We start from the raw sequence: 25,923 nt of genomic DNA, 5'->3' as shown, positions 1-25,923 counted from the left end.
CACACTGACCCAAAAGTTAAAATCGGGTCATGGGAGAGCGCCGTCCCGTCGCGCCGACCGCGCCCGAGCTCGTCCTCGAATTCGACGGGGGCTCGACGCTGATGAGCCCGGACCGCGAGTACCACGTCGGGCGGGACCCCCTGAGCGACATCGTGCTGGAGGACGCCCGGGTGTCCTGGCACCACGCGGTGCTGCGCACGGAGGCGGGCCAGTGGCGGCTGGAGGACGAGAACAGCACGAACGGTACGTTCGCCGAAGGGCGCCGCGTCCGTGAGGGGTGGATCGGCCCGGGCAGCGTCCTCCGCTTCGGCAACCCCGCCGACGGCCCCCGCGCGGTCCTGACGGACCGCCCGGGCCCCGAGCCCGCCCTCGCCCCCGCGGAGGCGGAGCGCGGCCCCGGCGAGGTGGGTTCGGACCTCGGCCCCGGCACGGAGCGCGGTCCCGCTGCGGAGCGCCCTGCCGAGCGCGGCCCTGGCCCGGAGCGCGGCCCCGGCCCCGAACCCCGCCCCGGTCCCGGTCCCGAGCGCCGCCCCGGGCCGGTGCCCGAACCCGATGCGGGGGCAGGCGCCGGTGCCGGATCCGGCATGGACGACGAGGCCGAGCTGTTGAGGGGCCGACAAGGATCCGAGGCCGAACGCCTGCCCGAGCCCGCGCTCGGACCGGGCCCCGGGCCCGGACCAGTTCCCGAGGAGGAGCCTGCAGCCGGATTCGTACCCAGGCCCGAACCCGGATTCGCGGGCGAACCCGGAGCAGGACCCGGGCTCGCACCAGGGCCTGTATCGGAGCCCGAGCCCGAGCCCGAGTCCGGACTCGGACCCGCACACGGACCCGGATTCGAACCCGTTCCTGTACCCGAGTCCGGACCCGCCCACGATCCCGGAGCAGGACCCGAACCTGAGTCCGAGCTCGGATCGGGGCCCGCACGCGGACCCGGACCTGTATCCGAGCTCGAGGACGAGGCCGAGCCCCGGCCCGGACCTGAGCGCAGATCGGAAAAGTGGTTGGCACGCGGGCGTAGAGCCGGTGGCGGTGTCAGTGACTGGTTCGCTGCCCGGCCGAGGCCGGAGGCGGGGACCGGGAGCGCGGCCGGAGCCGGGCCGGGGCACGCGCCGGGGACCGAGGGGCCGCCCGAGCCGGGGGCCTCGGGGCCGTCCGGGCCCGGTGCCCGGGTCAGTGACTGGTTCAGCGTCCGGCCCCGGCGGGCGCCCCGGACCGGGCCCGAGTCCGTTCCGGGCGCGTACGAGGAGCGGCCGGCCGCCGTCTCCGTGCCCGCCGCGACCGGGACGTTCCGGGAGCCCACGCACGTGCGCCCGCTGCCCACCCGGACCGTCCGTATCGGGCGCGCCCCCGACAGCGACCTCGTCCTCGACGACCTCGTCGTCTCGCGGCGGCACGCCGAACTGCGCGCGCACGCGGACGGTACGTACGAGATCGTCGACATCGGCAGCCACAACGGCACGTACCTCAACGGCCGGCGCGTCGAGCACGCCACGGTCACCGCCGGGGACATCGTCGGCATCGGGCACTCCGCCTTCTGCCTCGTGGGCGACGAGCTCCAGGAGTTCGTCGACTCCGGCGAGGTGTCGCTCGACGTCCAGGACCTCGCCGTGTCCGTTGACGGCGGCCGCAAGATCCTCCTCGACCACGTCTCGTTCCCGGTCGGCGAGAAGTGCCTGCTCGCCGTCGTCGGCCCCAGCGGCGCCGGGAAGTCCACCCTCCTCGGCGCGCTCACCGGACTGCGCCCCGCCGACCACGGCACTGTCCTCTACGACGGCCGGGACCTCTACCGCGACTACGCCGAGCTGCGCCGCCGCATCGGACTCGTACCGCAGGACGACATCCTGCACCTCCAGCTCACCGTCCGCCGGGCCCTCGGGTACGCCGCCGAACTGCGCTTCCCCGAGGACACCGCGCGGACCGAACGCGAGGCCAGGGTCGAGGAGGTCATCCACGAACTCGGCCTGGAGGAGCGCGCCGACCAGCCCGTCCACAGTCTCTCCGGCGGCCAGCGCAAACGCGTCAGCGTCGCACTGGAGCTGCTGACGAAGCCGTCGCTGCTCTTCCTCGACGAGCCGACCTCCGGACTCGACCCCGGCATGGACCGCTCGGTCATGCACATGCTCCGCGGCCTCGCCGACGACGGCCGTACCGTCATCGTCGTCACCCACAGCGTGCTCAGCCTGGACGTCTGCGACCGGCTCCTCGTCCTCGCGCCCGGCGGCCGGATCGCCTACTTCGGCCCGCCCGCCGACACGCTCGCCTTCTTCGGCTACAGGCAATGGCCCGAGGCCTTCGAGGCGTTCGAGAACGACCGGGACCGCGACTGGGCCGGCGAGTACCGGGCGTCCCCGTACCACCGTCGGTACGTCGCCTCCAGCGCCCAGCCGGCACTCGCCCGAGACCGGGAGCCCCGGGGCTTCACACAGCCCCCGCCCAAGTCCCAGAGCTGGGGCGCCCAACTGCGCACCCTCGTGCGGCGCTACACCGCCGCGCTGAGCGCCGACCGCACCTTCCTCGTCATCATGGTCGCGCTGCCCTTCGTCATGGGCGCGATGGTCCGGGCACTGGCCGGCAGCAGGCTCACCCACGAGACCGCGATCAACGCCCTGCTCATCCTGTGCGTCGGCGGCGTCCTCACGGGCGCGGCGAACGCCGTCCGGGAGCTCGTCAAGGAACGCGTCATCTACCGGCGCGAGCGCGCCGTCGGGCTCTCCAGATCCGCCTACCTGATGTCCAAGGTGGTGGTGCTCGGCCTGGTCACGGTCGTCCAGGCCGTCGTCCTCACCCTCGTCGGACTCCTCGGCGTCGACCTGGGCGCACCGGACGGCAGAGGCGTCCTGATGCCCCCGCTCGTCGAGATCACCCTCGCCGTCGCCCTGCTGTCCTTCACCGCGATGATGCTGGGCCTGCTCGTCTCCGCGCTGGTCAGCAAGGAGGAGGTCACCATGCCGCTGCTGGTGCTCCTCGCCATCGTCCAGGTCGTCTTCTGCGGCGCGCTGCTCAAGCTGCACGGCGTGGTGGGCATCGAACAGCTGGCGTGGCTGGTGCCGTCCCGGTGGGCACTCGGGGCGATGGCCGGGACCCTCGACCTCGCCCGCATCGTGCCGGGACGGCTCACCACGGACCCGATGTTCGCGCACGAGACCGGGACGTGGCTGATCAACATGGGGATGATGCTGGTCCTGTGCGCCGTGCTCGGCTACGCCGTCACCCTGCTGCTGCGGCGCCATGAGCCCGCGGTCATGCGGAAGTAGCGGGCGGGTGCCGTTGTGACCACCGTCGCCGCCGCCACCGCTCCCGGGTTCCGCCCGACGCACGTCGTCCCCGGTGCCGGCCTGCCCACCTGGGAGTCCCCGGACACCGGCCGCCCCAGCGCCCCGCTCGACCCCTTCCTGCCGGTGGAGCTGGTGGACCGGCGCGGCGACTGGGGCCGGGTCCGGTGCGCCAACGGCTGGTCCGCCTGGGTCGACGGCCGGCTCCTCGTCGCCGTACCGCAGTCCCCGCCGCTCGCGGGAGCGCCGCTCGCCCGCGCGGAGGACCCGCGCCCGTTCCTCGCCCGCGCGGAGGAGGTCCTCGACCGGTACCGGCTCGCGGCGGAGTCCCTCGCCGCGGGCCGCGCGGACGGCGAGACCTTCCGCGGACGTACGCGGGGCCTGCGGATGGGCATCGTCGTGGACGGTGAGGCGGTGTGGCTGTACGACGCCGAGCACGAGCGGTGGCTGTACTGCGACGGCACGCGGCTGTCGACGTACGCGGCCGGATCGCCTCCCGAAGCGGAGCGGGCGGAGCGGGCGGAGCGAGCGACGAGAGCAGGGCCGGTGGAGGGGGGCGGGGGCGTGTGAACGGGTCGGTGATCGGGAAACGGATCGCCGGATACCGCGTCGAGAGCGAGATCGGCCGCGGCGGCATGGCCGTCGTCTACAGGGCCCGTGACCTGCGCCTGGACCGTACGGTCGCACTCAAGCTCCTGGCTCCCGAACTCGCCCGCAACGACACCTTCCGCCGCCGCTTCACCCATGAGTCGCGGGTCGCCGCCGCCATCGACCACCCGCACATCGTCCCGGTCTTCGAGGCCGGGGAGACCGACGGCATCCTCTACATCGCCATGCGGTACGTCCCCGGCCAGGACCTGCGCGCCCTCCTCGACCGCACCGGGCCCCTGTCCGTGCCGGACACCGCCCGTATCGCCTCCCAGGTCGCGTCCGCGCTCGACGCCGCGCACGCGCACGACCTGGTGCACCGGGACGTCAAACCCGCCAACATCCTGGTCGCCGAGGGCACGGACAGCGATCACCCCGAACACGTCTACCTGACCGATTTCGGCCTGACGAAGAAGTCCCTGTCCCTGACCGGCTTCACCACGGTCGGGCAGTTCGTCGGCACCCTCGACTACGTGGCCCCGGAACAGATCGGCGGCCGTCCGGTCGACGGGCGCTGCGACGTCTACAGCCTCGCCTGTGTCGTGTACGAGGCCCTCGCCGGAGCGCCGCCGTTCCGGCGCGACGACGACCTGGCGCTGCTCTGGGCGCACCAGTACGATCCGCCGCCCCCGCTGTCGCAGGTGCGCCCCGGGCTGCCGCCCGCGCTCGACGCCGTCCTGGCGAAGGCGCTCGCCAAGTCGCCCGACGAGCGCTACGACAGCTGTCTGCGCTTCGTCTCCGCGCTGCGCGTGGCGGCGGGCGGACCGGGGGGCGAGGGCCGCCCCGGTGGCCACCCGCCGACCCTGGTGGACCTGCCGGTGGTGGAGCCGGTGCCGCTGCCGCCGCGGTGGGCGAGGCCGGTGTTCCGGGGGTTCGCGTAGGCGCTCCGCCCGGCGCCGCTCCCGGACCACGACAGCCGGGCTCCTACCCCCGTACCTCTCCCCGCCGCCGCACCGGCGTCGCGAGCAGCGATCCGATCAGCCCGGCGACCAGCCCCCACCCCAGCCCGAGCCCCACCGCCCCCCACAGATGGGGGTGCAGATACACCTCGCCGCCCAGGGCCTCGACGTCACCGATGCCGATGAGCGACAGACCGTAACGGGCCGTGAGGCGGGTGAGCAGGCAGACCACCAGCATCGTCAGGGCCAGCGCGACGCCCATGTGCAGGGCATGCCGCCACGGCCGCACCCGCGCGGGGGAGCGTACGGCCATGGCGAACGCGGCCCCGAGCACCAGCACCGCGGCCACCACCAGCAGCCACCACGCCCGCCCGTCCCGCTCGGCGAGTGTGGAGAGGTTGAGTGTCGCCCCGCCGGGTGTCGCCCCGTCGGGTGTCGCCCCGTCGGGAGTACGCAGGACCTCGTCGAGCACCCGCGGCATCGGCAGCCCGAACGGTCCCTCCACCCTGCCCTCCCAGGTGGCGCCGAGGCCGAGCGTGAGAGCGAGCCAGACGACGTTCGGCAGGCCGAGGAGGATCACCGCGAACGTCCGGCCGGCGTGGCCCTGCGTCGCGGCGACGACGATGCCGACGACGAGGCCGATGCCGACGTACGTGAGCAGCAGCGCGACCATGGCGAACGCGGCCGGGCGTACCGACTCCTGGAAGCGCACCAGACGGGCGGGCAGCGGGGCCCGCCGGGAGACGAGCAGCGCCACGACGACGACGCCGATCAGCCAGAGCAGGCCGAGGACGAGCGTGAGCCCCACGTCCGCCGCGAATCCGGCCTCCGGCGACGCGTCGAGGAAGTCGGTGATGTCACCCACCAGGGAGTCCTCACCGAGCGGGATCTCGAAACTGTGCCGGGCGAGCCCGGCGAGAGCGGCCAGCGCCGCCAGCCACAGCACCGCGAGCCGCACGAACCGGCCGATCAGCTCGCCCGTCCCGGCCACGGCGCGGTGCCGCAGCGGGCGCAGGACCAGCCCGGCGGTCACCAGCGCACCCACGAGGCTCACCGACAACGGCAGCACGGTGAGCTGCGCCTGCGACTCGGCGATGACACCGGCGTCACCCGCCAGCTCCACGGAGCCGCCCGCCGCCATCACGACGACGGCGGCGACGAGGCGGGGGAAGGCGTTCTCGGGGACGCCGGTGGCGCCCGCCGCCCACAGTCCGAGCGCGGCCACGACGATCATGGAAACGAGTCCCGCGAGGACCGCCGCCAGCGCGTCGCGCCAGTCGCGGACCGTGTGGGCGGCATCGCCCCGGGTGGTCGTTCGGTGCCGGCTCACGCGCCCACGGTAAGCAGCGGCGATGCCTGTCCGCGCGCCGGGAGGTCCGACCGCGTCGGCTTGCGGGCCGTACACGAGCGGGGCACACAATTGGGGGCAAGGGGGACAGGAGGAAGCATCCGTGAGTGACCAACCACCGCCGGGCCGGCCCACAGGCCCTCCCTCGGGCCCGCTCTCGGGCCGGGAGAGGAATGCGGGCCCGGACAGGGGTACGGATGCGGGCGGGGAGTCGGCGCCGCCCCCGCCGCCGTCCGGTCCTCCCGCAGGCCCTCCTTCCGGACCACCCGCGGGTCCTCCCTCCGGCCCTCCTCCCGGACCCCCTTCCGAACCGTCGGGCGGAGCGCCCGACGGCGGGACCGGGAGACCCTGGTACCGCTCCGTCCCGGCGGTCGCCGCGATCACCGCCGCCGTCGCCGCCGCGGTCACCCTCACCCTCGTCCTCACCCGCCCCGACGGCACGCCCACCGCCGCGGGCGAGGTCTTCCTCCAGCCCGCCGGCACGGCCGGACCGGCCCCCTTCACCAGGTCCTCCGCGAACGACACCGCCGCACGGCCGCCCGCGACCCTGCCGACCCCAGCCCCCACGGGCGCCAACGTCACACGCAGCGTGGCCGGCTCGGCCGCCGGGCTGTACGGCGGCACCCGCAAGGTGGCCAGCTGCGACATCGAGAAACAGGTCCGCTTCCTGTCCGCGGAGCCGGAGAAGAACCGGGCCTTCGCCGCCGCGCTGGACATCGAGGCGTCCGCCGTCCCCGCCTATCTGCGCTCCCTGACCCCCGTTCAGCTGCGCATGGCCACCCGTGTCACCAACCACCGCTACACCGACGGCGCTCCGGTCGCCTACCAGGCCGTCCTCCAGTCCGGTACGGCCGTGCTCGTCGACGAGCACGGAGTGCCACGGGTGCGCTGTGCGTGCGGCAACCCGCTGCGGCCTCCCGTCGCGGTCCGGGGCACCCCCAAGCACACCGGCGAGCCCTGGAGCGGATACCGGCCGGCCGATGTCGTGGTCGTCGCCCCCGCGCCCAAGGCCGTGAAGACCTTCGTCGTGTACGACCCCGACAACGACAAGTGGTTCGCGCGCGAACGCGGCGACACCGGCGCGGCCGACAAACCGGCTCCGCCGCCGGCACACCCCCCGGCCGGCACGACCACCGGACCGCCCACGACCCCGCCCACGAACTCGCCGTCGCAGCCGGAGCAACCGGAACAACCGGAACAAAAGCCGGAGCCCGAGAACCAGCCGGATCAGCAACCGGAGAAGCCGCCCGAAAAGCAGCCGGACAAGCAGCCCGAGGACCAGCCGGACAAGCAGCCCGAGAACGAGCCGGAGAAGAAGCCCGAGGAGGATCCCCAGAAGGATCAGAACCAGAACCAGAACCAGGACCAGAACCAGAACCAGGACCAGGACCAGGACGAGAACCAGAAACGGGATCCGGATCAGCCCGCACCGCTTTCGCCCGAGCCCCCCTCGCCCGCCCCGGCGCCCTGAGTCAGGAAGAGGTGGGCCGGTGATGACCGAGGGCCAGCAGCCGCTCCTCTCACTCGCGCTGGCCGGGATGATGGACGAGGTCCACGCCCACGGCGGCGGGGTGTACCTGCTCGCCTCCGACGGGAAGGCGCTGGAGATGGCCGTGATGGCCGGGCTGCCGAGGGCGTTCGCCGCTCCCTGGGAACGCGTCGGCATCAACGCGCCCGTCCCCGTCGCCGACGCGGTGCGCGAGCGCCGGCTCGTCTGGGTCGGCGGCGAGGAGGAGATGGCCGCCCGCTATCCCCGCATCGCGGTGGTCCTGCCGTACCCGTTCTCGCTCGCCGCGCTGCCCGTGGCGAGCGGCGACACCATGCACGGAGCGGTGTTCGTGCTCTGGCCCGGCTCCCATCCGCCGGAACTCTCCGACTGGGAACGCGAACACCTCGGCGCGGCCTGCGACCGCCTCGCGCTGCGACTGGAGCGGGCGGCCGAACTGGGCCGCCCCGCCCGCGCCGAGCCCGATGTGCTGGGCGACTCCACCCTCACGGGCTCGTTGAGCGCGGTCGAGGCGGTGGAGATGGTGAGCCGTGTCCCGGAGGGCCTGTGCGCCCTCGACCTCAACGGCCGGATCACCTTCGCCAACCAGGCCGCCGCCGGGCTGCTCGGCCTGGACCGGCGCCGACTGGTCGGCAGACAGCTGTGGGGCGTGCTGCCGTGGCTGAACGACCCGGTGTACGAGGACCGCTATCGCGCCGCCCTGATCAGCCAGCAGCCGACCTCGTTCGTGGCGCTGCGCCCGCCCCGTGACTGGCTGTCCTTCAGGCTGCACCCGAGCACGACCGGCATCACCGTGCGCGTCAATCCCGCCAGGACGGACCGCCGGTCCGACCGCCGGTCCGACCGCCGGTCCGACGAGCCCACGCCCGCCCGGCTCTTCGTCATCTCCCACGTCCTCTCCCTGGCCGGCGGCCTGACGCAGGCCATCGGCGTCGACGACGTGATCGAGCTGGTCGCGGCCGAGTTCATGCCCGCCGTCGGCTGCCAGACGCTGGTGATCCTCGGCGCGGAGGGAGGCCGGCTGAACGTCCTCGGCCACCGCGGCTACGACGACCCGGGGATCGTGGAGCGGTTCCACGGGATGCCGCTGACCGCGCAGACACCGGGAGCGCAGGCGCTGGCCACCGGAGTCCCGTCGTTCTTCGAGTCCCTCCGCGAACTGGAACAGGTCTATCCCGCCCGCCAGACCACCCGCGACGGGATGGCGGCCTGGGCCTATCTGCCGCTGATCGCCTCCGGCCGCCCCGTCGGCACCTGCGTACTCGGCTACGCGGAGCCCCACCGCTTCTCGCCCGACGACCGCGCGGTACTCACCAGTCTCGGCAGCCTCATCGCGCAGGCCCTGGAGCGGGCCCGGCTGTACGACGCCAAGCACCTGCTCGCGCACGGGCTCCAGGCCGCGCTGATGCCGCACTCCCTGCCGCAACTGCCGGGCCTGGAGCGGGCCGCCCGCTATCTGCCCGCCACCCGGGGCATGGAGATCGGCGGTGACTTCTACGACCTCGTGCGCGGCGAAGGCACGGGGGCGGCGGCCGTCGTCGGGGACGTACAGGGCCACAATGTGACGGCCGCCGGGCTGATGGGGCAGGTCCGCACCGCCGTCCGCGCGTTCACGGCGGTCGGCGAGGGGCCGGGCGAGGTCATGGCGAGCACCAACCGGCTGCTGTTCGACCTCGGTGCCGAACTCTTCGTCAGCTGCGTGTACGTCCAGCTCGACACCGAGCACGGGCGGGCCCTGGTCGCCCGCGCCGGCCATCCGCACCCGCTGCTGCGCGAACCCGACGGCTCCGTCCACGTCCTCGACGTCCGGGGCGGCGCGCTCCTCGGCGTCGACCCCGACTCCGAGTACCCCGCCACCGAGGTGCCCCTGCCGCCCGGCTCTCTCCTCGTCCTGTACACCGACGGCCTCGTCGAAGCCCCCGACACCGACTTCGACGAGGCCCTGGCCGACCTCGGGGCCCACCTCGCCGACGTCGGCGGCCTGCCGCTGGAGGACCTGGCGGACAGCCTGGTCCGGCACACGGAACGGTCGCACGCGCGGGGGGACGACGTGGCGCTGCTGATCCTGCGGGCGGGGACGCCTGCGCCTGCGTCGCCGACGAGGGCGGAGGAATCGAGCCCAGCCGTCCCGTAACGGGGCCCCTCCCCGGCCCTCCTGCGCCTTCATTGCCGACGGCGACGGCGACGGCGACGGCGACGGTGCCGGGTGGACGGAGTCCCCGTAACGGGGCTCCGCCCCCGGACCCGGGTGGACGGAGCCCAGCCGTCCCCGTAACGCTCCGCGCCCCCGGACCAGGGTGGACCGAGCCCCAGCTGTCCCGCGACGTCAGTCCTGCCGCCCCGGTACCGGGTGTTCCTCCGCCACGTGGTCCGCACGTCGACGGCTGCGGATGCGCGCCGCCAGCAGCGCGACGTCGTCCTCCGCCGCGTCCGCGTCGAGGACCCGCAGGACCTCGTCGGCCAGCCCTTCCACCGCCGTACCCGGCGGCAGTCGCACTCGTGTCAGCCGCGCCAGCGAGGCGTCGATGTCCTCGCCGCGGCGCTCGACGAGCCCGTCCGTGTAGAGGAGGAGCGTGTCGTCGGTGGTGAGCTCGCGGGTGACGAGTTCGTAGCCGCCGAAGCCCGTGCCGAGCGGTGGTCCCGCGGGCACGTCGATCAGCTCGGCGGTCCCGTCCCGGGCGAAGACGACGGGTGGCAGGTGCCCGGCGCTGGAGAAGGAGGCGAGCGAGCGGGCCGGGTCCATGCGGACGAGCAGACACGTAGCGGGCCGCGCGCTGGTGTCGGCGATGGCGAGGTCGAGCTGCCGCAGCACCCGGTGCGGGGGCAGATCGGCGGCGGCGACATCGCGCAGCATCGCGCGGTACGTGTTCATCTCGACCGCCGCCTCGACCCCGTGGCCCATGACGTCCCCCATGACGAGCAGGGTCCGCCCGTAGTGGAGGCGTACCGTCTCGAACCAGTCGCCGCCGACCAGACTGCTGGTGCCCGACGGCAGATAGCGGGTGGCCAGCTCCAGGTTGGGGTGTGGCTTGCCGGGCTCCGTCAGCAGCGCGCGCTGCAGCTCGACGGCCATGTGCTGCTCCGCCGCGAACTCGCGGGCGTGCGCGATGCCGACGGCCGCGCGGCGCGCCGCGTGCTGGGCGATGCGGGTGTCGTTCGCGGTGAACGCGGAGTGCGTACGGGCCAGCAGGACCACTCCGAGAAGGCGGCCGCGGCCGCCCGGGGGCGCCAGCGGTACGGCGAGCACCACGGCGCCGGCGCCGTGCTCGGTGGCGGGCAGCCCGGTCGCGACGGCTCTGGCCACGGCCGACGGCGCGGGGTGGCGGCGGTCCGCGTCGTCGCCGAGCAGGCGCACGGGCCCGGCCACGGCGGCGCGGCGCATCGCGGCCGGTGCGGCGAGCGCCTTCGGGGAGCCGCCGGGGGGCGGGGCGGGCAGCAGGTCGACGGCCACGGCGTCCGCGAGCCGGGAGCCGAGGAACTCCGCGAGCTCGTAGCAGGTGGCCCCCTCGTCGAGGGTGGTCCCGATCCGCTCGACGGCCTCGTCCGCCGCGGCGAGGCGGGCCCGCGCCAGCTCCAGCTCTTCGTACAGTTCGGGGACGGAGGTCTCGACCACGATGCACAGGACGCCGGTCACGGTTCCCCGGTTCTCCAGCCGGACACAGGTGCACCGGCTACTGGAGCCGGGGCCGGTCACATGGCTGCGCGGGACCCCGTCGTCGAGCACCTCGCCAGGAAGTGAGGCCGGACCGATGTACTGCCCCGCCCGGTCGCTCGGGGGCCGGCCCACGAGTCCCGCCGGCGCTTCACCGGTGATCCTGCAGTACGCGGAGTTGGCGAAGAGGTAGCGGAGGTCCGTGCCGAGGACGGCTATCCCGGCCGAGGCGCCCCGCAGGGCGTCTTCGAGACTCCACGTGCCGGGGCCGTCGGCCTCCGGCGTGCGGAGTGCGCGACGGCCCTGGAGCCGGTCCCGACGATCGGCAGCCACACGATCACCTTCTCCCCTCACGGGGCGGTGACCCCAGCTTGCTCCACAGCCTCTCCGAACGCATCAGCTGAGGGAAATGATCTGCCCACGACCGGCTCAGCCCTATCACGTGGGCTGTCGATGGGACAATGGTCCGGTGAAGGGTGCCCATCATGGTCATGGATGACCGGACCATAACGCCCGCCGCCGACGCCGCGGGATCCGACTTCCTCCAGCTGGACGTGAGCGAGGCCCCGGCGGGCGGAATCTCCACCTGGCTGGCGGCCCGCCTCCGCCGCGCGATCGCGGACGGCCGCCTCCCGGTCGGCGGCCGGCTCCCCGCGACCCGCGTCCTGGCGGCGGAGCTGCGCGTCTCGCGCGGCGTCGTCACCGAGGCCTACCGCCGCCTGACGGAAGACGGCCACGTCACGGGCCACGGCCGTACCGGCACGATCGTGCTGGCGGCCCCCCTGTTCCCCGGCGGCCCGGATGCGCGTGGGCCCGGGGGGCCCGGTCGCGTGGGGTCGGACGAGCCGGCCGGTGCGCCCGATCCCGTGGGGTCCGCCGCGGCTTCGTCGCCGGGCGGCGGGACCGTTGCCGCCGGGCCGCACGGCCGGATGACCGTCGGCGCGGCGGAGGTGCGTCCCGGGGGCGATCCCCGGGGCGGGCCGGTCATGCCCGACGGGTCCGCGCAGTCCGCGCCTTCGCTGCCGTCCGGCGCCGGTGGACCGTTCGCCGGGGAGCCGGGGAGCACGGTGTTCGAGGCCGTACGGGCGGCGGAGGCGCGGATCGACCTGTCGCCCGGCGTGCCGGAGCTCGCCGCGTTCCCGCGGGCGGCCTGGCTGCGGGCGGAGCGGTCCGTGCTGGCCGGGCTTCCGGCGTCGGGGTTCGGGTACGGAGATCCGCGCGGCACGCCCGAGCTGAGGGTGGCCGTCGCCCACTGGCTGGCCCGCTACCGGGGCATCCGGACGGACCCGGACGAGGTGCTGATCGTCGCGGGCACCGCGCAGGCGCTCGGCCTCATCGGGCGGGTGTTCCATGGGGCAGGGATCACGCGCGTGGCGGTGGAGGATCCCGGCTCGCTCGGGGTCCGGCAGCATCTGCGCCACTGGGGGCTCGCCACCCCGCCGGTCCCCGTCGACCCCGAGGGCGTACGCGTCGACGCGCTGCGCGCCACCGCGGCCCCGGCCGTCCTGCTGACACCGGCCCACCAGTTCCCGACGGGCGTGGTGCTCGGGGGCGCCCGGCGCCGCGAGCTCATGCGCTGGGCCGGCGGCGACGACGCCGACGGCCCCGGCGGTGGCCGTGGCGGGCTGATCATCGAGGACGACTACGACGCGGAGCACCGCTACGACCGGCCTCCCGTGCCCGCGCTGCGGTCCATGCTGCCGGATCGCGTCCTGTACGTGGGCAGCGTGTCCAAGCTCCTCGCCCCGGCACTGCGCACCGGCTGGGTCCTGGCCCCGCCCGGCTACCGGGAAGCCCTTGTCGAGGCCAAACGCTTCGCCGACCTCGGCAATCCCATGTTGCCGCAGCTCGTGCTGGCCCGGCTGATGGAATCCGGCGACATGGAGCGCCAGTTGCGGCTGATCCGCCGGCGACACCGACGCCGCCGCGACGCCATGATCGAGGCGATCGGAACGTATCTCCCGGACGCCGTGGTGCACGGCGCGGCGGCCGGACTGCACCTGATGATCACCTTCGACGCGGAGTTCTCCGACGCCGAGCTCGCCGCGGCGGTGCTCGCACGCGGGGTGAAGGTGCAGCCGCTCTCCTGGCACCGGCTGCGGCCGGGGCGCCCGGGCCTCGTCCTCGGATACGCCGTCAGCTCGCCGTCGGCCATCGCCGAAGGGGTCGCCGCGATCGGCGAGGCGCTCCGGGCGCTGCTGCGGCACTGACCTCGGCCACGGGGGAATCTCTCGGTCCCTGCTCCCGGCCGCGGGGCAGAATTCGGGCTCCGCCCCGGTCGGGAAGCGTTCGGCCCCCCCGCCCCCGGGAAGCGTTCGGCCCCCGCTCCGGGCCGCGGGGCAGCGTCCGGCCCCCGCCCCCGGGAGGCGTTCGACCCCCGCCCCCGGAAGCGTCCGGCCCCCGCCCCGCCCTATCGCCCTACCGCCCGGCCACCCCGCCCCCCGTCAGCGTCACGGCGAGAATCGCGCGGTCGTCGTTGTCCACGGTCGCGGACCACCGTTCCGAGTCCGCCCGTACGAACGACACGACCGCCGCCGGATCCGGCGCCTCCTGGCCCCCGAAGCGCTCCGCGAGCCGGTCCAGGACCGGGTAGAACACGCCGCGCGCGTCACGCGCCTCGTTCACCCCGTCCGTGTGGACGACGAGCACCTCGCCCGGGGCCAGCCGGTGCACGGTGGTGTCGGCGCCGCCGGGGGACAGCCCGCCCAGCCCCAGCGGCAGCGAGGGCGACGTGACCAGCCTGCGCGCACCCTTCGCGCCGACGACGATCGGTTCGGGGTGGCCGCGGTTGACGATCCGTACCTCACCGTCCCGGGCCTCGCCGCCCGGCTCGGCCGCGGCCGGGAACTCCAGCACCAGCGCGGTCACGAACAGCTCCGGGTCGCCCGCCTCGCCCGCCGGGCTGTTGCGGGCGATGCTCAGCTCCAGCCGGTCCGCGAGACTGCTCAGGTGCTTCCATTCGTGCGCGGACACCCGGAAGCTGCCCAGCACGGCCGCGACCGTCTGCACCGCGTCCATCCCCTTGCCGCGTACGTCCCCGATGATCGCCCGCACCCCGAAGGGCGTCCCGCACACGTCGTACAGGTCGCCGCCGACGAGCAGGCCGCCCTCCCCGGCGGCGTAGAAACCTGCCGCCCGTACCGGCCCGAGCCGGGGCGGAACCGGCCGCAGCAGGGTCTTCTGCATCGCCTCGGCGACCGAGTTGGCGCGGATCAGATGCTCCCGGGTCCGCTCCCGCTGCCGGGCCAGCGCCGTACTGGCGATCCCGATGACCAGGGTTCCGAAGTACATCGCCACATGGTGCTGCTCGCCGAAGTGGCCCGGCCGCCGCCACGCCATCCACATCTGCAGGGCCAGACACACCACGGTCGCCGCGGCGGTGCCCCGTGGTCCGCGCGTCGCGGCGACCAGCGGCGGCACGCCGATGAGCAGAAAGCTCACCGGCTCGCGCCCCCCGAGGGCGAACTCCGCGGTCACATCGGCCACCACCACCACGAGCGGCAGCCACCAGATCCATCCCTGACGCACCCAACGAGGCATCACCCAACGAGGCATAAGGCGCACCCTAAGAGCCTTTCCCGCCCCGGACCGGTCACGGAGCGTGCCGTGTCGTGCCATCCGGCCGGGACGGGGCCGGGCCAGGACGGGACGGGAGACCGGGGAACCCGCGCCGGTCCGCCCGAGCTCCGGGTGACACCGAGCCGAATACGCCCGGCCGACATCTGGCTGAAGCACTGAATCGATGCTTCACTACTTCCGTGCCCTACCGCAGACCCCCCGCCGTACAGGCCCGCCTCGACGCCCGCCGCGACCTCGTCCTCGACGCCGCCGTCCGGCTGCTCTCCCGTGAGGGCTACGCCGGCTGCTCGGTCGCCGCGATCGCCGCCGAGGCGGGCATCTCGACCGGCAGCGTCTACCAGTCGTTCTCCGGCAAGTCGGAGCTGGCCGTCGCCCTCTTCCGCACCCTCGCGGCCCGCGAGCTGGAAGCCGTGAGCCTCGCGGCGGCCCGCCCGGGGCCCGCGGCGGTCCGCGTGGCCGCCGCGGTGGAGACCTTCGCCGTGCGGGCTCTCCAGGCACCGCGCCGGGCGTTCGCCCTGCTCGCCGAGCCGGCCGACCCGGCGGTCGACACCGAACGGCTCGTCTTCCGCCGGGCGTTCCGGGACGTGTACGCCGAGCGGATCGCGGCGGGCGTCGCCTGCGGCGAACTGCCCCCGCAGCCCCCGGAACTGACCGCGGCGGCGCTCGTCGGCGCGGTCGCCGAAGCACTCGTCGGACCGCTCGCCGACGGCGACGCGGCCCCGGACGATGTCATCCCAGGACTGATCACCTTCACGTTGCGTGCTCTTGGAGGGCATGATGGCGCAGACGCATGAGGTCACCAACCAGGTCCGGCCGCACCACGGATACGACGCGGCCGCCGATCCGGCCCTGCTGGAGGCGGTCGCCCGCGAAGGCGCCGGATGGGCCACCGGGGAGATCCACGAACTCGGCGTTCTCGCCGGTTCGGAGCAGGCGGCCGAATGGGGGCGCCTGGTCAACGAGAACACCCCGGTGCTGCGCACCCACGATCGCTTCGGGCACCGCGTCGACGAGGTGGAGTTCCACCCGTACTGGCACGAACTGATGCGCACGGCCGTCGGGAACGGACTGCACGCCGCGCCGTGGCAGGACGACAGGCCCGGCGCGCACGTGGCCAGGGCCGCCAAGTTCTACGTCTGGGGACAGGTCGAGGCGGGCCACTCGTGCCCGGTGTCGATGACGTACGCCGCCGTGCCCGCGCTGCGCGCCGCACCCGGGATCGCGCACTGGCTGGAGCCCCTGCTCGCCTCCCGGGAGTACGACTTCGGGCTCAGGGAGCCGATGGCCAAGCGCGGCCTGATCGCCGGTATGTCGATGACCGAGAAGCAGGGCGGCTCGGACGTACGGACCAACACGACGGCCGCCGTACCGGCCGCGGACGGGACGTACCGCCTCACCGGGCACAAGTGGTTCACCTCGGCCCCCATGTCGGACGTCTTCCTGACGCTGGCTCAGGCGCCCGGTGGGCTGTCCTGCTTCCTGCTGCCCCGCGTGCTGCCGGACGGCAGCCGCAACCGCATCCACCTGCAGCGCCTCAAGGACAAGCTGGGCAACCGCTCGAACGCCTCCGCCGAGATCGAGTACGACGACGCCTACGGCCTGCTCGTGGGCGAGGAGGGCCGTGGGGTCGCGACCATCATCGAGATGGTCAACATGACCCGGCTGGACTGCGTCCTCGGCGCGGCGTCCGGCATGCGCCTCGGTCTCATCCGCGCCGTCCACCACGCCACCCACCGCCGCGCGTTCGGCGCCGCGCTGATCGACCAGCCGCTGATGCGCAACGTCCTCGCGGACCTCGCCCTGGAGTCCGAGGCAGCCACGGCGGTGGCCATGCGGCTCGCGGGAGCGACCGACCGGGTGGCCGCGGGGCGCACGGACGAGGCTCTCGTACGCCGTCTGGGACTGGCCGTGACCAAGTACTGGGTCTGCAAGCGCGCCCCCGTACACGCCGCCGAAGCCCTCGAATGCCTGGGCGGCAACGGGTACGTCGAGGAATCCGGCATGCCGCGCCTGTACCGGGAGGCTCCGCTGGGCTCCATCTGGGAGGGCTCCGGCAGCGTGGCCGCTCTGGACACCCTGCGCGCCATGGCCCGGCAGCCGGAGACCGTCGAGGCCTTCCTCGCCGAGGTCGAGCAGGCCGCCGGAGCCGACCGCCGACTGGACGCGGCGGTCGCCGGGCTCCGCAAGGAACTGGCCGACCCCGGCCAGGCCGAGTACCGCGCCCGCCGGATCACCGAGACCATGGCCCTCGTCCTCCAGGGCTCGCTCCTCCAGCGCTACGCCCCCACCGCGGTCGCCGACGCCTTCTGCGCCTCCCGGCTCGGCGGCGACCACGGCCGCGCGTTCGGCACCCTGCCGCCGGGAGTGGACACCGCCGCGATCCTCGACCGGGCGCGTACGGCCACGGTCTGACGTGGACGCGCGCGTACGGGCACGGATTGACGTGGACCGCGTGCGTACGGGCACGGCCTGACGTACGGGCACGTGACGCCCCGGGCGCAGGGAGCGGGCCCGGCGTCCGGGGCAGGTCAAGGGGGGTGCGCCGCGGCGCACCCCCCTTGACCTGCCCTGTGCTCGCTGAATGACCTTCCGCCCACTCCGTGGACATGGATGGTCAGGCGCTTTACCGACCCTTTACCCTGGATTCGAGACACTGTCCCCCTCAAGAATCAGCCAGGCCCGCCCAGCGGCCCACCGCGCCACGAAGGAGCAGCAGACCCGCAATGGGTGAACCTCCCAGTCCCAGCCGTGCCACATCCCGCCCGCTCACCATGGAGGGTCCGGGGGTGGCACGGTGACCGAAGTGCTGTTGCTGCTCCTCGCTCTCGCGCTCACGCTGGCGTGCGCGGTGTTCGTCGCGGCCGAGTTCTCGCTGACCACGGTCGAGCGCGGCGAGCTGGAACGGGCCGCCGAATCCGGCGAGCGCGGCGCCGAGAGCGCGCTGAAGGCCGCCAAGCGGCTGACGTTCCAGCTGTCCGGCGCCCAGCTGGGCATCACCGTGACCTCGCTGGTCATCGGCATGCTCGCCGAGCCGTCCGTCTCGGCCCTGCTGCGCGGCCCGCTCGACGCCGTCGGTGTGCCCCCGGGGGCCGTCCCGTCGGTGGCCACGTTCCTCGGTGTCGCGATCTCCACCGTGGTGCTGATGGTCGTCGGCGAGCTGGTGCCCAAGAACTGGGCGATCTCCCGGCCGTTGGCCGTGGCGAAGGTCGTCGCCGGCCCGCAGCGCGGTTTCACCGCCGCGTTCGCACCGCTGATCCGGCACCTGAACAACACCGCCAACCGACTGGTGCGCCGCTTCGGCCTGGAACCGCAGGAGGAGCTGGCCTCGGCCCGCACGCCCGAGGAACTCGTCGCGCTCGTGCAGCACTCGGCCCGCGAGGGCGCGATCGAGGCGGACTCGGCCGAGCTGTTCGTCCGCACCCTGCACCTCGGTGAGCTGACCGCGGAGAACGTGATGACGCCCCGCGTCGATGTCCGGGCGCTGGAGGCACAGGCCACCGCCGCGGACGCCGCGAACCTCACCCTCGCCACCGGTCTGTCCCGCTTCCCGGTCTACCGCGCCACTCTCGACGAGGTCGTCGGCACCGTCCACATCCGTGACGTCCTCGCTCTGGAGGAGGGCGAGCGCCCGCTGACGTCCGTTCTCGACCTGGCCACCGAGCCACTGCTGGTGCCGCACTCCCTGCCGGTGGACAAGCTGCTCGGACGGCTGCGCGAGGCCCGCACGATGGCCGTGATCATCGACGAGTACGGCGGCACCGCCGGAGTGGTCACCGTCGAGGACATCGTCGAGGAAGTCGTCGGGGAGGTCCGTGACGAGCACGACCCCCACGAGATCCCCGACCTGATCGCCGTCGAGCCGTCGCCGGACGGCCGTGCCGTGTGGGAGGCCGACGGCAGCGTACGCCTCGACGAGCTGGAGGCGATCGGCTTCACCGCCCCCGAGGGCCCGTACGAGACGCTGGCCGGACTGATAGCCACCCATCTGGAGCGGATCCCGACCGTGGCCGACCGCCTCGACATCGACGGCAGGCAACTGGCCGTGCTCCGTGTCGAGCACCATCGGGCCGACCGTGTCCGTATCACCGGTCCCGCCGCGTCCGAGACCGGTTCCGCGTCCGAGACCGGCTCCGTGTCCGCGCCCGCGCCCGTGTCCGTGGCCGCGGAGAGCGTGGAGGAGACCCGATGACCACCGTGCAGCTTCTGATCGGTGCCCTCACCCTCCTCACCAACGCGTTCTTCGTCGGCGCCGAGTTCGCGCTGATCTCCGTGCGCCGTAGCCAGATCGAACCTGCCGCCCTCAAGGGCGACCGGCGTGCCAGGAGCACGCTCTGGGGACTTGAGCACCTGTCCGCGATGATGGCCACGGCCCAGCTCGGCATCACCATCTCCTCGCTGGTGCTCGGCGCGGTCGCGGAACCTGCCATCGCGCACGTGCTGGAACCATCGTTCCACGCGATCGGCGTGCCCGGCGCGCTGATCCACCCGATCGCGTTCGTCATCGCCCTGGCGCTGGCCACGTATCTGCACATGCTGGTCGGCGAGATGGTCCCGAAGAACATCGCCCTCGCGGCCCCGGCGCCGACCGCGCTGCTGCTCGGCCCGCCGCTGGTCGCGCTGACCAGGGCCCTGCGGCCGGTCGTGTTCGGGATCAACGCGTTCGCCAACGTCCTGCTGCGGCTGATGAAGGTCGAACCGAAGGACGAGGTCGCCTCGGTCTTCACCGACGACGAACTCGCCCGGCTGGTCAAGGACTCCAGCGCCGCCGGCCTCCTCGGCCCCGAGGACGGCCAGCGGCTCCAGGACGCCCTCGAACTCGGCACCAGGCCGGTCGGCGAAGTGATGGTGCCGCTGGACCGAGTCGTCACCGTCGGCCACGACATCACCCCGCAGGGCCTGGAACGGGCCGCGGCCGCCAACGGCTTCTCCCGCCTCCCGGTCGTCGGCCCCGGCGAGGAGATCCTCGGCTACCTCCACATCAAGGACGCCCTCGGCGCCGCCGACCGCACGCGGCCCTTCCCCCGCGCCGCACTGCACCCGATCACCGAGGTCGCCCTCGACACCCCCCTGGACGACACGATGACCGCCATGCGCGCGGCCGGCACCCACCTCGCGGCCGTCACCGGCAACAAGGGCACGGTGCTCGGTTTCGTCACCATGGAGGACGTCCTGGAGGAACTCGTCGGCCCCACCCCGGACGCCGTGGGCTGATCCCCGGCCGGGCGCGGCGGAGCCGGCCGAGTTCGAGGGGGCGTGGCGGGGCCGGCCCATCCGGATCACTCCGGGTGGGCCACGGCCTCCTTCTGCAGTTGCACCGCCGCCAGCAGGCTCAGCTTCGGCTCCGCCTGGCGCAGCGCCTTCACCGCCGCGACCGAGGCGATGTCCCCGGTGAAGCCGACGGCGGCCAGTCGGGAGCGCACCCAGCGGGCGCGCAGGTGACTTTCGGTGGCGGCGGCGGTGGCCTCGACGAGTGCGGCGGCGCGTTCCAGGCCTGGGCGCTCATCGGGCGATGCCTCGGCCAGCGCCTGACGCAGGTCCGCGGCGACCATGTCCGCGTCTCGGATGACCAGCACGAAGTTGTGCTTTTTGTTCAGTCCTGCGATAGCTGCCATGTGGATCACCGTGACTGTCATTCCCTCCGTGTGGCAAGGGACTTGAGGATTCTCAGAGGCTCAGCCCCAGGCCGGACGTGGTGTCCGGCGGGTACCGGCCGCGTAGGTGGCATTCGCCGGTGAGGACGGACGCGAGGTGGTCGCCGAGGGCGGCCAGGGCGGCGGCGGGCGGCAGGTCGGCCGGGTCGGCGTAAAGGTGGGCGGCGAGACTTCCGCGTACGCGATACCGCGTACCGCCATCACCGTCCGTGCGTGGAGGAGCGCCGGACAGGCCTTCAGGGGCCGGGACTTCATCCGTAGGATTCCCGGCATGACAGGTGAAGACGATGCGAACCTCGTCCCTCCCAGCGCGATGCGGGTGTCCCACGCGGAACGCGACGCGGTGGTGGAGCAGTTGCGGGACGCGGCCGCCGACGGCCGTATCGATCTCGACGAGTTGGACGCCAGGCTGGCCGTGGCGCTGACGGCCAAGACCTACGGCGATCTGGCGCCGCTCACCGCCGATCTGCCCACCGAGGCGGCTGTCCTGGACCCGGGGGAGCCGCTGACGCTGAAGGGCGGCATGCACGGCGTGTCCCGGGTGGGGCGCTGGCAGGTCCCCGCCCGGATCAGCGCGCGCGGCGGCATGGGTGGTGTGAAGCTCGACTTCACCCGCACGGAATGCCGGCTCCCCGAGGTGGAGATCGAGGTGCACGGGGAGATGGCGGGGGTCACCGTCGTCATCCCCGACGGCTGGGTGGCGGACACCGACGGGGTGGACCCCGGGGTGGGCGGTGTCAAGGACAAGACCACGGAGGACCGGCTGCCCGGCACCCCTCTCATCCGCTTCGTCGGGCAGGGCGGGATGGGGGGAGTGGTCGTCCGCCACCCCAACCTCCGCGAACGCCGCAAGCTGGAGCGTCGCCGGAAGCCGCTCGGCTGAACGGCCTCCGGCGCGACCGGGGGTGCTTCCCTGAGACGCGTGTTGCCGTTACGGCAACAACAGTTGTCGTTCCGGGCGCGGTGGTCGCAGCCTGATGCCGACCGAAGGATGTCGACAACCATCAGGAGGCCACACGATGACCACCGCCGACGGCAACAGGCCGCTGGGCAACCGCGTCCACCACGTTCGAGCCGGTGAGCCGGCCGGCCATGCCGCCATCAGCGGCGGCACGGTCGGCTCGAAGAAGCTCTGGATGGGCCTGGTCGAGAACGCGCCGCTGAGTGCGACGGACAACCACCACCACGGCGCGTCGGAGGCGGGGATCTACGTGGTCAGCGGCCACCCCGTCTTCGTCTTCCACGACGGCGTGCAGGAGGTACGGATCTCCGCCGGCCCTGGCGACTTCCTGCTCGTCCCCCCGTTCGTCCCGCATCGGGAGGAGAACCCCGACCCGGACGAGCCCGTGGTCGTCGTGATCGCACGGACCACGCAGGAGCCGATCAAGGTGTCCGTGCCCGAGCTGTACCACCTGGAGGAAGCGGGCATGTGACCGACGGGGCGGGGCGGGGGCGGGGGCTCAGGCGGCGGGCTTGCCGGGCTGGTCGTGGGTCGAGCAGTGGATGCCGCCCCCGCCGGAGGCGATGGTGTCGATCTGTACCTGCACCATCTCCCGCTCGGGGAAGTGCTCCTGGAGGATGCCGCGGGCGCGGTCGTCGGCCTTCCGGTCCCCGAACTTGGGCAGGAAGACGGAGTCGTTGGCGACGTAGAAGTTGGCGTACGTCGACACGAAGTCGTCGCCCTCGCCCGTGATCCTGTCGAGGTCGGGCTGCGGCAGGTCGATGATCTCGAAGCGCCGGCCCCGCGCGTCGGTGGCCTTGCTGAGCACCGAGCGGGCCTGGTCGGCCGAGCGCGACCAGGAGTCGGCGGGCATGCCGGGGAACGCCTGGTCCAGCAGGACCACGCCCGGCGCGGTGAACCGTACGAGGCTGTCGACATGCGCGTCCGTGATGTCCTCGCCGCGGACCCCCGCCAGCCAGACCACCTTCTCCACACCGAGGGTGTCGATGAGCTCGTCCTCGATCTGGTCCCGGGTCCTGCCCCGGTTGCGGTTGTTGTTGACGATCGAGCTCTCGGTGATGAGGAGGGTGCCCTCGCCGTCGGTCTCGAAGGAGCCGCCCTCGGCGACGAGCGGCGCCTGGACGCGGGGGACGCCGTACTTGCGGAGCAGCGCGCTGCCCACCCGGGCGTCGTTGGTGTGCTCCTGCTTGTTGCCCCAGCCGTTGAAGTTGAAGTCGACGCCGATGACCTTGCCGTCCTCCTCCACGAAGACGGGAACGGTGTCGCGCGCCCACAGGTCGTCGACAGCGAGCGGGATGACCTCGACCTGCGAGCCGCACGCCCGCTGGGCCGCGGCCTGCTGCTCCGGGCGGGCCATCATCACGACGGCCTCGTACTCCCCGACCGCCCGTGCGATGCGGGCGATGTCCTCCCGTACGTAGGGGAGGTCGTCCTCCCAGACGGAGGCGAGGGCGGGCCAGGACATGAACGTACGGGCGTGGCTCTCCCACTCGGCGCCGAAGCGGAGCTCGCCGTCCGCGGCCGGGGTGCGACCCGTGCCGGTCGTGGCACGGCCCTGCGCGGACTCCTCGGGGCCGCAGGCGGCGGCGCCGAGGGCGAGGGCCCCGCCGATTCCGGCGAAGGCGCGCAGGGCGGTGCGGCGGGAGAGGGAACGGTGGGACACGGTGTGCTCCGATCATGGGCTGGCGAGGCTGTCCGACGCGGCGAGCGGGGCGCGGCGTGCTGGGCGCGATGACGCGCGCGGCGGCGGGAATCGCGGGCCTGGCCTCACGCGGGTGCCGGCCGTGCGGAGACGGCGGCACCGGAGGCGCGAGTGGGGGTGGCCGTTGAGACCATCGTGGCACTGACCGGATTTTCAGTCAAACGCATGGTGGTGTGGTGAGCTCCGCGTCACCAGGTCAGCGCACGGTGCACACGGCGGGCCGGTCCGGGAGCTCGAGCCGCTCCAGCTCCACCGCGATCGCTTCCCGCATCAGCTCGCGTGCGTGACGCAGCGGCAGTAACCCGATGAGCCACCGGGTGCTCAGCCCTTCCAGCAGGGCGGTGAGCCGCTCCGCGGAGGCGACGAGGGCGGCGTCCGGGACCGTCGGCCCGGCCCGGCCGAGCAGGTCGGCGATCTCGCGGACCCAGTCGAGGCCCGCCTGCGCCAGCTCTTCCCGCAACTCCGGGTCGAAGACCGCGCTGGCTCGCAGCTCGCCCCATGCCGTGCTGTTCTCGCGAACCTCCGGCGCGTCCTGGAGCTCCAGCAGGAGCCTGCGTTCCAGCTCCCGCAGCGGGCTCACGGGTTCGTGCGGGCGGCCGGCGGGATCGCGGCGGGTGTACCGCTCCGCACGGTCGCCGATGAACTCCAGCGTGTGGCGCAGCAGGCCGGCCCGGTCCTCGAAGTGGTAGTAGACGAGCGCTTTGGAGACCCGCGCCTCGGCGGCCAGCTCCTCGACCCGGAGTCCGCGCACTCCGCGGCGCGCGATCACCCGGGCGGCGGCTTCGAGAATCGCCTTTCTCCGGTCCTTCACCCCGTGCTCCTCACTCACTCTGATCTCCCGATGGGGTCTGACATTCTGTTGACTGAAACTTTAGTCAATAGCTGGAACGGTGCTCCCGATCACCCCGTCCGGCACTCCGGATAGGGTTCATGGCATGGCGTCTCGCAGTACTCAGATCCTTGAAGCGGCCGCCCGGGTCATCGCCCGGCGCGGGGTCCGCGGGCTCCGTGTGGAGGAACTGGCCGCCGAGGCCGGGGTCTCCACCGGTCTGATCTACTACCACTTCAAGGACCGCACCGGAATCCTGCGTCACACGCTGGAGTTCATCAACGACCGCGCCGAGCGGTACACCACCTCCCTCGACCCCGACGCGGAGCCGCTCGGCCCGCGCGAGGAGCTGGACCAGGTCCTCCTCCTGGAGCTCCAGGACACCCCGGAGGTGCGGGAGAACAGCTCCGCCTGGGGTGAGCTGCGGGCGAGCGCCGTCTTCGACCCTGTCCTGCGCGAGGACCTCGCCCGCGCGACCCTGGTCTGGGTGCAGGAAGTGGCCGCGCTCCTGGGCCAGGTACAGCCCATGGCGCCGGCGGCCACGCTCGCCGCCGCCGCGGAACGGCTCACCGCCCTCCTCGAGGGCCTGAGTATGCGCTGGCTGAGCGGCGGCCTCGCGATCGACCACGCGCGCACTCTCATGCGGGAAGCCATCGAGGTGGAGCTGACCCGGCTGCGGCAGATGTAGAGCCGGCCTCGGAGCCCGGCGTAGAGCCGGCCCTGGAGCCAGACGTAGAGCCGGCCTTGGCGCCCGGCGCGGACCTGGTCGCGCCACTCTGCTTTCCATGTGGTGTTCACGCACACGCAATCTCTTGACTGATTTTTCAGTCAGTGCGACAGTGAGGCATCGCCGGGATCCGCCGGTCCCGCTCGCCCCAAGAGGCCGAGCCTGGGCCGCGGAGAAGCCCCCGCCCCCTCGCTCTCCCTGCCCTCTTCGCAGGGGAGGAAGGAAACACCCCCATGTGCGCCACGTACGTGAGGTCGGCATGCCGCTGACCCCCACCGAGCGGGACCGCCTGCTGCTGTTCACCGCCGCCGAACTCGCCCGGACCCGCCACGCGCGAGGTCTGCGGCTCAACGTCCCCGAGGCGACCGCGCTCATCGCGGACACGGTCTGCGAGGCCGCCAGGGACGGCCTGCGTCTGGCCGAGGCCATCGAGCGGGGGCGCACCGTCCTGGGCCCCGACGACGTGCTGCCCGGCGTCGTCGACGTGGTCACCGAGATCCAGGTCGAGGCCGTCTTCGACGACGGCACCCGGCTCGCCGCCGTCGCCGCGCCGTTCGGCGCCCAGGACCGGAACGACGGCGCCCCCGGTGCCGTACTGCCCGGCCCGGATGCCGTCGTCGGGCCGGAGCCGGTCGTGACCCTGACCGTGCGCAACACGGCGACGGTCCCGGTCAGCGTCACCTCGCACTTCCACTTCTTCGAGGCCAACCCGCGGCTCGACTTCGACCGGGCCGCGTCCTACGGCATGCGGCTGTGTGTCCCGGCGGGCTCGTCCGTCCGCTTCGATCCGGGTGGCGAGGCCGAGGTCGGCCTCGTGCCCATCGGCGGGGAGCGCATCGCCATCGGCTTCGCGGGCCTGGTCGACGGCCCGCTGGACGCACCCGGCGCCAAGGACCGGGCGTTGAGGCGGGCCGCGGCCTGCGGCTACCTGGGTGCGGAGTCGCGCCGAGGCGCTTCGGAAGGAGTACGCGCATGAGCAGGCCGACCAGGCACAGCGACCACTGCTCGCCGGGCGCCAGCCGGCACATCGACCCCCACGAGTACGCCTCCGTGCACGGCCCGCGCGCCGGGGACCGGGTCGTCCTCGGCGACTCCGGGCTCGTCGTCCGTGTCGAGTCCGACTCGCAGAAGCCGGGTGACGAGTTCCT

The 25,923-nt window shown here is 73.4% G+C and carries 20 protein-coding genes and 1 pseudogene; 15 read left to right on the top strand and 6 right to left on the bottom strand.

Annotation, left to right across the window (positions count from 1 at the left end):
- Nucleotides 1-29: 29 nt before the first annotated feature.
- The 3 genes from ABT342_RS32135 to ABT342_RS32125 are packed head-to-tail and all read left to right on the top strand — an operon-like array spanning nucleotide 30 to nucleotide 4,801.
- Nucleotides 30-3,254 (top strand): FHA domain-containing protein, encoded by a 3,225-nt coding sequence (locus ABT342_RS32135; RefSeq protein ID WP_351581643.1) that lies wholly within the window; start codon nucleotides 30-32, stop codon nucleotides 3,252-3,254.
- 15 nt (nucleotides 3,255-3,269) lie between these two features.
- Nucleotides 3,270-3,842: an SH3 domain-containing protein gene (locus ABT342_RS32130; protein WP_351581641.1), complete on the top strand. Its 573-nt coding sequence runs from the start codon at nucleotides 3,270-3,272 to the stop codon at nucleotides 3,840-3,842.
- Nucleotides 3,839-4,801 carry a serine/threonine-protein kinase gene (locus tag ABT342_RS32125; RefSeq protein WP_351581639.1) on the top strand — a complete coding sequence of 321 codons (963 nt, stop codon included), beginning with the start codon at nucleotides 3,839-3,841 and terminating at the stop codon, nucleotides 4,799-4,801. The genes ABT342_RS32130 and ABT342_RS32125 overlap by 4 nt, the downstream gene beginning before the upstream one ends.
- Nucleotides 4,802-4,844: 43 nt before the next feature.
- On the opposite strand, the gene ABT342_RS32120 is transcribed toward ABT342_RS32125, so the two are convergent.
- On the bottom strand, nucleotides 4,845-6,149 hold the full coding sequence (locus ABT342_RS32120) for a streptophobe family protein (protein WP_351581637.1): 1,305 nt from the start codon (nucleotides 6,147-6,149) through the stop codon (nucleotides 4,845-4,847).
- Nucleotides 6,150-6,270: 121 nt separating this feature from the next.
- Here ABT342_RS32120 and ABT342_RS32115 point away from each other — a divergent pair, with 121 nt between their 5' ends.
- On the top strand, nucleotides 6,271-7,638 hold the full coding sequence (locus ABT342_RS32115; RefSeq protein ID WP_351581635.1) for a DUF6777 domain-containing protein: 1,368 nt from the start codon (nucleotides 6,271-6,273) through the stop codon (nucleotides 7,636-7,638).
- Nucleotides 7,639-7,660: 22 nt separating this feature from the next.
- A complete protein-coding gene (locus ABT342_RS32110; protein WP_351581633.1) occupies nucleotides 7,661-9,808 on the top strand; it encodes a SpoIIE family protein phosphatase in 2,148 nt (715 codons plus the stop codon).
- Nucleotides 9,809-10,000: 192 nt separating this feature from the next.
- On the opposite strand, the gene ABT342_RS32105 is transcribed toward ABT342_RS32110, so the two are convergent.
- On the bottom strand, nucleotides 10,001-11,659 hold the full coding sequence (locus ABT342_RS32105) for a SpoIIE family protein phosphatase (RefSeq protein WP_351581631.1): 1,659 nt from the start codon (nucleotides 11,657-11,659) through the stop codon (nucleotides 10,001-10,003).
- Nucleotides 11,660-11,817: 158 nt separating this feature from the next.
- Here ABT342_RS32105 and ABT342_RS32100 point away from each other — a divergent pair, with 158 nt between their 5' ends.
- A complete protein-coding gene (locus ABT342_RS32100) occupies nucleotides 11,818-13,536 on the top strand; it encodes an aminotransferase-like domain-containing protein (protein ID WP_351581629.1) in 1,719 nt (572 codons plus the stop codon).
- Between the two features lie 208 nt (nucleotides 13,537-13,744).
- Here ABT342_RS32100 and ABT342_RS32095 read toward each other — a convergent pair whose 3' ends face one another.
- Complete coding sequence (locus ABT342_RS32095; protein ID WP_351581627.1) at nucleotides 13,745-14,881, bottom strand: PP2C family protein-serine/threonine phosphatase; 1,137 nt, start codon at nucleotides 14,879-14,881, stop codon at nucleotides 13,745-13,747.
- Between the two features lie 203 nt (nucleotides 14,882-15,084).
- Between ABT342_RS32095 and ABT342_RS32090 the strand changes: the two genes are divergently transcribed.
- From ABT342_RS32090 to ABT342_RS32075, 4 genes are all read left to right on the top strand, one after another.
- Nucleotides 15,085-15,699 (top strand): TetR/AcrR family transcriptional regulator, encoded by a 615-nt coding sequence (locus ABT342_RS32090; RefSeq protein WP_351581625.1) that lies wholly within the window; start codon nucleotides 15,085-15,087, stop codon nucleotides 15,697-15,699.
- Nucleotides 15,683-17,317, top strand: coding sequence for an isovaleryl-CoA dehydrogenase (locus ABT342_RS32085; RefSeq protein ID WP_351581623.1), 1,635 nt, complete (start codon nucleotides 15,683-15,685; stop codon nucleotides 17,315-17,317). Before ABT342_RS32090 ends, ABT342_RS32085 begins: the two co-directional genes overlap by 17 nt.
- 382 nt (nucleotides 17,318-17,699) lie before the next feature.
- The gene (locus tag ABT342_RS32080) at nucleotides 17,700-19,094 is read left to right on the top strand and encodes a hemolysin family protein (RefSeq protein ID WP_351581621.1); all 1,395 of its coding nucleotides are present in this window, start codon (nucleotides 17,700-17,702) and stop codon (nucleotides 19,092-19,094) included.
- Nucleotides 19,091-20,116, top strand: a complete 1,026-nt coding sequence (locus tag ABT342_RS32075; RefSeq protein WP_351581619.1) for a hemolysin family protein — start codon at nucleotides 19,091-19,093, stop codon at nucleotides 20,114-20,116. The genes ABT342_RS32080 and ABT342_RS32075 overlap by 4 nt, the downstream gene beginning before the upstream one ends.
- A gap of 65 nt (nucleotides 20,117-20,181) precedes the next feature.
- Here ABT342_RS32075 and ABT342_RS32070 read toward each other — a convergent pair whose 3' ends face one another.
- A complete protein-coding gene (locus ABT342_RS32070; RefSeq protein ID WP_351581617.1) occupies nucleotides 20,182-20,517 on the bottom strand; it encodes a hypothetical protein in 336 nt (111 codons plus the stop codon).
- A 310-nt stretch (nucleotides 20,518-20,827) separates the two neighbouring features.
- On the opposite strand from ABT342_RS32070, the gene ABT342_RS32065 reads away from it, so the two are divergent.
- Nucleotides 20,828-21,439, top strand: coding sequence for a DUF1707 SHOCT-like domain-containing protein (locus ABT342_RS32065; RefSeq protein WP_351581615.1), 612 nt, complete (start codon nucleotides 20,828-20,830; stop codon nucleotides 21,437-21,439).
- A gap of 136 nt (nucleotides 21,440-21,575) precedes the next feature.
- Nucleotides 21,576-21,989, top strand: coding sequence for a cupin domain-containing protein (locus ABT342_RS32060; protein WP_351581613.1), 414 nt, complete (start codon nucleotides 21,576-21,578; stop codon nucleotides 21,987-21,989).
- A gap of 27 nt (nucleotides 21,990-22,016) precedes the next feature.
- Here the strand turns inward: ABT342_RS32060 and ABT342_RS32055 are convergent, their stop codons facing one another.
- Nucleotides 22,017-23,180, bottom strand: a complete 1,164-nt coding sequence (locus ABT342_RS32055) for an agmatine deiminase family protein (protein WP_351581611.1) — start codon at nucleotides 23,178-23,180, stop codon at nucleotides 22,017-22,019.
- Nucleotides 23,181-23,415: 235 nt separating this feature from the next.
- Nucleotides 23,416-24,030 (bottom strand): TetR/AcrR family transcriptional regulator, encoded by a 615-nt coding sequence (locus tag ABT342_RS32050; protein WP_351581609.1) that lies wholly within the window; start codon nucleotides 24,028-24,030, stop codon nucleotides 23,416-23,418.
- Nucleotides 24,031-24,154: 124 nt separating this feature from the next.
- Between ABT342_RS32050 and ABT342_RS32045 the strand changes: the two genes are divergently transcribed.
- The 3 genes and pseudogenes from ABT342_RS32045 to ABT342_RS32035 form a co-directional block, all read left to right on the top strand.
- Nucleotides 24,155-24,736: a TetR/AcrR family transcriptional regulator gene (locus ABT342_RS32045; protein ID WP_351581607.1), complete on the top strand. Its 582-nt coding sequence runs from the start codon at nucleotides 24,155-24,157 to the stop codon at nucleotides 24,734-24,736.
- 298 nt (nucleotides 24,737-25,034) lie between these two features.
- Nucleotides 25,035-25,751 carry an urease subunit gamma gene (ureA, locus tag ABT342_RS32040; RefSeq protein ID WP_351581669.1) on the top strand — a complete coding sequence of 239 codons (717 nt, stop codon included), beginning with the start codon at nucleotides 25,035-25,037 and terminating at the stop codon, nucleotides 25,749-25,751.
- Nucleotides 25,748-25,923 (top strand): annotated as a pseudogene (locus ABT342_RS32035) (urease subunit alpha); the annotation flags it as partial. The gene ureA and the pseudogene ABT342_RS32035, both read left to right, overlap by 4 nt.

Origin of the sequence: Streptomyces sp. NPDC000410 (assembly GCF_040300305.1) — a bacterium.
Taxonomy (GTDB): Bacteria; Actinomycetota; Actinomycetes; order Streptomycetales; family Streptomycetaceae; genus Streptomyces.
The sequence above is the reverse complement of the archived record's forward strand: the minus strand, read 5'-3'. Positions and strand labels throughout refer to the sequence as shown.

What these genes read in the sequence shown, in the direction of transcription:
- ureA (WP_351581669.1), top strand. Translation starts at nt 25,035, where the DNA reads ATGCCGCTGACCCCCACCGAGCGGGACCGCCTGCTGCTGTTCACCGCC.
- ABT342_RS32095 (WP_351581627.1), bottom strand. Translation starts at nt 14,881, where the DNA reads ATGCCTCGTTGGGTGATGCCTCGTTGGGTGCGTCAGGGATGGATCTGG.
- ABT342_RS32085 (WP_351581623.1), top strand. Translation starts at nt 15,683, where the DNA reads ATGGCGCAGACGCATGAGGTCACCAACCAGGTCCGGCCGCACCACGGA.
- ABT342_RS32070 (WP_351581617.1), bottom strand. Translation starts at nt 20,517, where the DNA reads ATGGCAGCTATCGCAGGACTGAACAAAAAGCACAACTTCGTGCTGGTC.
- ABT342_RS32100 (WP_351581629.1), top strand. Translation starts at nt 11,818, where the DNA reads ATGGATGACCGGACCATAACGCCCGCCGCCGACGCCGCGGGATCCGAC.
- ABT342_RS32045 (WP_351581607.1), top strand. Translation starts at nt 24,155, where the DNA reads ATGGCGTCTCGCAGTACTCAGATCCTTGAAGCGGCCGCCCGGGTCATC.
- ABT342_RS32110 (WP_351581633.1), top strand. Translation starts at nt 7,661, where the DNA reads ATGACCGAGGGCCAGCAGCCGCTCCTCTCACTCGCGCTGGCCGGGATG.
- ABT342_RS32065 (WP_351581615.1), top strand. Translation starts at nt 20,828, where the DNA reads ATGACAGGTGAAGACGATGCGAACCTCGTCCCTCCCAGCGCGATGCGG.
- ABT342_RS32075 (WP_351581619.1), top strand. Translation starts at nt 19,091, where the DNA reads ATGACCACCGTGCAGCTTCTGATCGGTGCCCTCACCCTCCTCACCAAC.
- ABT342_RS32135 (WP_351581643.1), top strand. Translation starts at nt 30, where the DNA reads ATGGGAGAGCGCCGTCCCGTCGCGCCGACCGCGCCCGAGCTCGTCCTC.
- ABT342_RS32060 (WP_351581613.1), top strand. Translation starts at nt 21,576, where the DNA reads ATGACCACCGCCGACGGCAACAGGCCGCTGGGCAACCGCGTCCACCAC.